Genomic DNA, 6,350 nt, shown 5'->3' with positions numbered 1-6,350 from the left:
ACAAACGGAACAGCCCGGTTTTCAAGCCCGTTGAATGTTGATGACTTTGTAAAAAAATCCAGCGTGATCTCATACAGTGAACAAGCTTTACAGCAAAATGTAGATAAAATTGCTCGATTTGCGCGGTTGGAAGGGCTGGAAGCTCACGCCCGTGCTGTCGAAACACGCAAGGAGCGATGGAAATGACAACGGAACGAACGGCAGAAATTAAACGAAAAACAAGAGAGACAGACATCGAATTGAAGCTTGCCATTGATGGCGGAGGAAGTGCTGATTTGGATGTCCAAACCCCTTTTCTTGCTCATATGTTAGAGCTGTTTGCTAAGCATGGATTGTTCGATCTAAGCGTAAAAGGTTTTGGAGATGTGGAGGTGGACGACCACCACCTGACAGAAGATATCGGAATTTGCCTCGGTCAGGCGCTTCGTGAGGCAATCGGAGATAAGTACGGAATGAAGCGTTACGGATCAATGACTCTGCCAATGGACGAAACGCTTGTCACAGTTGCTGTCGACTTAAGTGACAGGCCACATTTTGAGTGGAAAGCAGAGCTGCCTATGGATCGTGTCGGAACATTTGATACGGAAAATGTACACGAATTTTTTTGGAAGCTTGCTGTAGAAGCGCGGATGAATTTACATATTGTGCTGCACCATGGCCACAATACGCATCATATTATTGAAGCGATGTTCAAAGCATTGGCAAGGGCTCTGGATGAAGCAACACAAATTGATTCGAGAGTCAAAGGAGTACCGAGCACGAAAGGGAGTTTATAATGATTGGCATTATAGATTATGGAATGGGTAATTTATTCAGCGTATCAAAGGCATTAGAGAGATTAGGTGTTCCATACAAGATGGGAGATCGTCCTGAGAAAATTGGGGACTGTGATGGATATATTCTGCCTGGAGTCGGTGCTTTTCCTGATGCGATGAAGGCTTTAGACGAGCATGGATTCATTCCTTTTATTAAACAAAAAGCAGCAGATGATGTTCCGATCTATGGCATTTGTTTAGGTATGCAGCTCCTGTTTGAATCGAGTGAAGAAGGCGGTGAAACGAAAGGTCTGGGATTGTTTCCAGGCAGGATCGTCAAGTTCCCAGGAGTAAATCCTAAGGGGCAGAACTATAAAGTGCCACATATGGGTTGGAACAAGCTGAAGATCCATCAGCCATCGCAGCTGTTACTGACAGATGTGGGAGAAGAATATGTTTATTTTGTGCACTCGTTTGTCGCACAGACTGATGACGATTCGATTCTATATGCAACAGCCGATTATCATCTGGATGTCCCTGCCATCATTGGGAAAGAGAATCTGGTTGCAAGCCAATTTCACCCTGAAAAAAGCGGGAGACCTGGTATGCAGCTTTTAGAGAACTTTTGTAAAGTAATGGTTAAACAGTGAGGAGTTTTACGATGAGTTTTACAATATATCCAGCAATTGATATGCGCGATGGTAAGTGTGTTCGCCTTGAACAGGGTGATTTTGATAAAGAAACTGTATATGGAGAAAATCCATTTGAAGTGGCAAAAGAATTTGCGGAAACAGGGGCTTCTTGGATCCATATGGTAGACCTTGACGGAGCTAAAGTCGGTTCGAAGCAAAACGCAGAACATGTTTTGCGTGTTGCAAAGGAATTGGACAGTAAAGTTCAAATCGGTGGGGGCATCCGGTCTGAAGAGGATGTCCGATACTACTTGGACCAGGGGGTCGACCGTGTCATCATCGGCTCTTTGGCAGTTAAAGATATTGAATTGACCAAACGGCTCCTGCGTCAATATGGAGAGAAAATAGCTATCGGGCTGGATGCACGTGATGGATATGTATCGACGGCTGGCTGGCTTGAAAAATCCGAAATCCAAGCCGTCGACCTAGGAAAAGAACTAGCAGAAGCGGGTGCGAAAACGTTCATTTATACGGATATTGCAAAAGATGGGATGTTATCAGGTCCTAACGTGAAAGAAATCGTCCGTTTAGGTGAAGCGACAGGAGTGGACGTGATTGCATCCGGTGGGATCCAGGGGCTGGAGGATCTTTACAAACTGAAAGAATATCAAGAACAAAACGTCATTGGTTCAATCGTTGGCAAGGCTCTTTATACGAAACGTTTCACCTTGAGTGAGGCGTTAGAAGTGGAGGGAAGCTGATGTTATCAAAACGCATAATCCCTTGTCTGGATGTCAAAGAAGGCCGCGTTGTGAAAGGAATCCAATTCGTTGATATACGGGATGCCGGGGATCCTGTTGAACTTGCAAAAGTTTATGACGAACAAGGCGCTGATGAACTGGTTTTCCTCGATATTTCTGCTACGCATGAAGGAAGGAAAACGATGATTGATGTTGTTCGAAAAGTGGCTTCAGAACTGGCAATTCCGTTCACAGTAGGTGGAGGCATCCGCACGTTAGAAGACATCAAAGAAACGTTACGAAACGGTGCGGATAAAGTTTCGCTTAATTCTGCTGCTGTTAAAAGGCCAGAATTGGTCACGGAGGGCGCAGACTATTTTGGAAGTCAATGTATTGTCGTAGCCATCGATGCCCGCTACGATGAAGAACAAGAAACTTGGGTTGTCTATACGCATGGAGGACGTACAGCTACTGAGTGGAAGGTTACCGATTGGGCCAAAGAAGCGGTCCGGCTGGGAGCGGGAGAAATCCTGTTAACATCGATGAACCAGGATGGAGAAAAGACTGGATTCGATCTTCCACTATTAAAAGCTGTACAGGAAGTCGTACAAGTGCCTGTCATTGCATCTGGTGGTGCAGGTTCGAGCGAACATTTCTATGAAGTATTCACAGAAGTGGATGCAGACGCGGCTTTAGCAGCCTCCATTTTTCACTACAAAGAAACATCAGTCGAGAATGTTAAAGCTTATTTAAGCGAGAAAGGAGTCGTCGTACGATGAACATAGATGACATTAAATTTGATGAAAAAGGGCTCGTCCCTGCCATTGTGCAAGACGCCCGTTCAAAAGCAGTACTTACACTTGCTTATATGAACGAAGAATCATTGAAAAAAACACTGGAATTGAAAGAGACGGTCTTCTATAGCCGCTCCCGTCAAGAGCTTTGGCATAAAGGAGAGACCTCTGGAAATACACAATCTGTCACTGACCTTCGATACGATTGTGACCAGGATGCTTTACTCGTAGAAGTTGTTCCAGCAGGCCCAGCCTGTCATAAAGGAAACTATAGCTGCTTCTCAGACTCTTTAATGAAAGAAGAATCAGTGGTGGAAGAAAACCGCTATCAGATTCTCGACAAACTTCAAGAAGTTCTCGCAGAACGAAAATCAACGCTGCCTGAAGGTTCTTACACAGCACAGTTGTTCCAAGAAGGTGTCGATCGAATTGCGAAGAAAATTGGGGAAGAGGCTGGAGAAGTCATCATCGCTGCTAAAAATGATGATCCGGAAGAAATGGCCCTGGAATCTGCCGATTTATTATTCCATCTTCTATTACTATTAACGGATCGAAATGTTCCACTTGATAACGTATTATCCGTGCTTGAACGACGCCATTCATAAAAACATGACATATTTCTCCTATTTCTAAAGGCTTATCTATGTTATACTCCATTATTAGTGAGATTTGTTACGGAAATAGGGGGACAGTCATGACGACATCACTAAACAGCTCAGCAGCTGAAGAGAACTCAAACATCATACCATTCATACCGTCAGGAAAATTCTACTTTTCCCACGGTATACAAGCCTTCCATAAACGTCGTTTTAACGCTGCTGTCAAATGGCTGAAAAAAGCAATCGAAACTTCTCCAGATGAGCCCTTGTATCCATGCCAACTTTCCGTAGTCTACACGGAAGTTGGTTCTTATCATGCTGCGAATCAATTATTAACAGAAGTATTAGCGAGGTTCGGGAAAGAGTATGTCGACTGCTATTACTTGATGGCTAATAATTATGCGCACCTGGGCTTATTAAATGATGCAAAAAAATATGTGGAGACATATTTGGATCAGCAGGAAGATGGCGAGTTTGAGGAAGCTGCAAACCAATTACTGGAGATGCTGGACTCGCTTGATGAAAATGAGGATGATGAGGATGAATGGGCTTTCGATGATGAAGATGATCTCCTGATTTATCAGGAAACTGCTTTTTACCATCTTGAACACGAGGAGTGGGATCAAGCCCTTACTGTTCTCCATGAAATGATGCAATTGTTTCCAGATTTCAAACTGGCTAAACATAAATATGCATACGCCTTGTTCATGAGCGGTGAGAAACAAGAAGCTATCGATATTGAACAAGAATGGCTGGATAAAGATCCTGCGAACATTCAAAGTCATGTGAATCTGGCTACTTTCTTTTTGAAGCAAGGTTTAAAAGAAGAAGCTCAAGTTCATATCGATCTGCTTAAAAATGTTTTTCCAATGCATGAGCAACAAAAACTGGCGGTTGCAGAAACTCTGGCCCGCGCCGGACTGTATCAAGAGGCGGTCGAGCGTTTTAGTGCACTAGGGGATAAACAGGTCGTTCGCCGGAGAGTCTATTATAAATGGTACAGTATTGCTGCCTATCATACGGGAAATCCATCAAAAGCTTTGAACCTTTGGGAAAAAGGCTGCAAGCAATTTCCGACATTGAGTAAGGAAGGCGGTCCTTGGATCGAGCAGTAAGCTGGTCCTGGTGCTTCCGCTTTCTTTTTTTATGTCTAGTTCCGAGGGGCAGTCCTTCGCGACATAAGCAATCCTACTCTGTGGCAAATACCGCCACGACGTAGTTTTGCTTATGCGTGTCAGGTCTCCCAGCCCCTCTCCACTTTTCGTTTTAAGCACATTAATGGACGGTTTTCGTATGATTTACTATGATATGTACATGAAATAACAACTTAGATAAAGGTAGTTGTAAGGAGTGATAACGAATGACTGAAGATCGTATTTATGACGTAATTATCGCAGGTGCCGGTCCTGCAGGAATGACTGCTGCTGTTTACACATCTCGTGCCAATCTCGATACGTTGATGATTGAACGTGGAGTGCCAGGCGGCCAAATGGCAAACACAGAAGATGTCGAAAACTACCCTGGATATGAAAGTATTCTTGGACCGGATCTATCTAATAAAATGTTTGAACACGCTAAAAAATTCGGTGCAGAGTATGCATACGGAGATATTAAAGAAATCATAGATGGAAAAGAATATAAAACCGTAAAAGCAGGTAACAAAGAGTACAAGGCTCGTACGGTTATTATTACTACTGGTGCTCAGTATAAAGAACTTGGTGTTCCAGGTGAGAAAGAGCTTGGCGGACGCGGAGTCTCTTATTGCGCTGTATGTGATGGTGCCTTTTTCCGTAATAAAGAACTCGTTGTCGTTGGCGGCGGAGATTCTGCAGTAGAAGAAGGGGTTTATTTAACACGCTTTGCAAGCAAGGTGACGATCGTTCACCGTCGTGATGAGCTGCGTGCTCAGAAAATTCTTCAAGATCGTGCATTTGATAATGAAAAAATCGACTTCATCTGGGATACCACGGTTAAGACCATTAACGAAAAAGATGGGAAAGTCGGAAGTGTAACCTTATACAACAAGAAAACGGATGAAGAATACGATTTCAAAACTGACGGTACGTTCATCTATATCGGTATGATTCCACTTAGCACACCGTTTGAAAGTCTTGGAATCACAAATGAACAAGGGTATATCGAAACAGACGAAAAAATGGAAACAAAAGTACCTGGCGTTTTTGCGGCTGGAGACATCCGTGAAAAAGAGTTGCGCCAAATTGTAACTGCTACAGGTGATGGCAGTATTGCTGCCCAATCTGCACAGCACTATATTGAGAATCTTCTTGAAGAATTAAAAACGGTCAAAAATTAAAAGTCATTACATTTTAACGCTGCTGTAACACGGATGAAATATTCATCGGTTAAAATGAAAGTGATTAATTGACCCCCTTTTAATAGATAGATCTCTATTAGCACAGGTGCTTATCACCTGTGCCTTTTTTTGTGCTTTTTGAAAGGAGTCAATCATAATATTGTAGGCTTCCGTATATTCATTGTATAATGGGTAAAGATGCCCTCTAGATAGAAAATGAGGTGACAGCCTTGCAACGTGTATCAAACTGTATTTTAAGAGTAAATGATCAAGTATTAATGTTGAAAAAACCAAGAAGGGGCTGGTATGTAGCTCCTGGCGGAAAGATGGAATCGGGAGAAAATATTAAAGATTCCGCGATCCGTGAATTTGAAGAGGAAACTGGACTTCTCATTGAAAAACCAGAGTTGAGAGGATCCTTCACGTTTGTCATGCGGGAGGAACAGCAGACAAAGGAAGAGTGGATGATGTTTACTTTTTACAGCACATCTTATTCAGGTGATTTATTAGAAGAAA

At 43.0% G+C, this 6,350-nt stretch carries 9 protein-coding genes; all 9 read left to right on the top strand.

What is annotated here, in order from left to right:
• Nucleotides 1-186: histidinol dehydrogenase (locus LD39_RS01200; protein WP_035541976.1), on the top strand; the 186-nt coding region annotated here is incomplete at its 5' end.
• The gene (hisB, locus tag LD39_RS01195) at nt 183-776 is read left to right on the top strand and encodes an imidazoleglycerol-phosphate dehydratase HisB (RefSeq protein ID WP_035541974.1); all 594 of its coding nucleotides are present in this window, start codon (nt 183-185) and stop codon (nt 774-776) included. The genes LD39_RS01200 and hisB, both read left to right, overlap by 4 nt.
• A complete protein-coding gene (gene hisH / locus LD39_RS01190) occupies nt 776-1,405 on the top strand; it encodes an imidazole glycerol phosphate synthase subunit HisH (protein WP_035541973.1) in 630 nt (209 codons plus the stop codon). The genes hisB and hisH overlap by 1 nt, the downstream gene beginning before the upstream one ends.
• An 11-nt stretch (nt 1,406-1,416) precedes the next feature.
• A complete protein-coding gene (gene hisA, locus LD39_RS01185) occupies nt 1,417-2,148 on the top strand; it encodes a 1-(5-phosphoribosyl)-5-[(5-phosphoribosylamino)methylideneamino]imidazole-4-carboxamide isomerase (protein ID WP_035541971.1) in 732 nt (243 codons plus the stop codon).
• Nucleotides 2,148-2,906: an imidazole glycerol phosphate synthase subunit HisF gene (gene hisF / locus LD39_RS01180; protein WP_035541970.1), complete on the top strand. Its 759-nt coding sequence runs from the start codon at nt 2,148-2,150 to the stop codon at nt 2,904-2,906. The genes hisA and hisF overlap by 1 nt, the downstream gene beginning before the upstream one ends.
• On the top strand, nt 2,903-3,526 hold the full coding sequence (gene hisIE / locus LD39_RS01175) for a bifunctional phosphoribosyl-AMP cyclohydrolase/phosphoribosyl-ATP diphosphatase HisIE (RefSeq protein WP_035541969.1): 624 nt from the start codon (nt 2,903-2,905) through the stop codon (nt 3,524-3,526). The genes hisF and hisIE overlap by 4 nt, the downstream gene beginning before the upstream one ends.
• An 89-nt stretch (nt 3,527-3,615) precedes the next feature.
• Nucleotides 3,616-4,635 (top strand): lipopolysaccharide assembly protein LapB, encoded by a 1,020-nt coding sequence (locus tag LD39_RS01170; RefSeq protein ID WP_035541968.1) that lies wholly within the window; start codon nt 3,616-3,618, stop codon nt 4,633-4,635.
• A gap of 245 nt (nt 4,636-4,880) precedes the next feature.
• On the top strand, nt 4,881-5,834 hold the full coding sequence (gene trxB, locus LD39_RS01165; protein ID WP_035541965.1) for a thioredoxin-disulfide reductase: 954 nt from the start codon (nt 4,881-4,883) through the stop codon (nt 5,832-5,834).
• 230 nt (nt 5,835-6,064) lie between these two features.
• The coding region (locus LD39_RS01160; RefSeq protein ID WP_035541962.1) for an NUDIX domain-containing protein at nt 6,065-6,350 on the top strand (286 nt) is incomplete at its 3' end.

The sequence above is a fragment of the Halobacillus sp. BBL2006 genome (assembly GCF_000786645.1).
Lineage (GTDB): Bacteria > Bacillota > Bacilli > Bacillales > Halobacillaceae > Halobacillus.
The sequence above is the reverse complement of the archived record's forward strand: the minus strand, read 5'-3'. Positions and strand labels throughout refer to the sequence as shown.

Excerpts from the sequence above, each read along its gene's own strand:
- hisF (WP_035541970.1), top strand. The coding sequence starts at position 2,148 with ATGTTATCAAAACGCATAATCCCTTGTCTGGATGTCAAAGAAGGCCGC.
- hisA (WP_035541971.1), top strand. The coding sequence starts at position 1,417 with ATGAGTTTTACAATATATCCAGCAATTGATATGCGCGATGGTAAGTGT.
- LD39_RS01170 (WP_035541968.1), top strand. The coding sequence starts at position 3,616 with ATGACGACATCACTAAACAGCTCAGCAGCTGAAGAGAACTCAAACATC.
- hisIE (WP_035541969.1), top strand. The coding sequence starts at position 2,903 with ATGAACATAGATGACATTAAATTTGATGAAAAAGGGCTCGTCCCTGCC.
- trxB (WP_035541965.1), top strand. The coding sequence starts at position 4,881 with ATGACTGAAGATCGTATTTATGACGTAATTATCGCAGGTGCCGGTCCT.
- hisB (WP_035541974.1), top strand. The coding sequence starts at position 183 with ATGACAACGGAACGAACGGCAGAAATTAAACGAAAAACAAGAGAGACA.
- hisH (WP_035541973.1), top strand. The coding sequence starts at position 776 with ATGATTGGCATTATAGATTATGGAATGGGTAATTTATTCAGCGTATCA.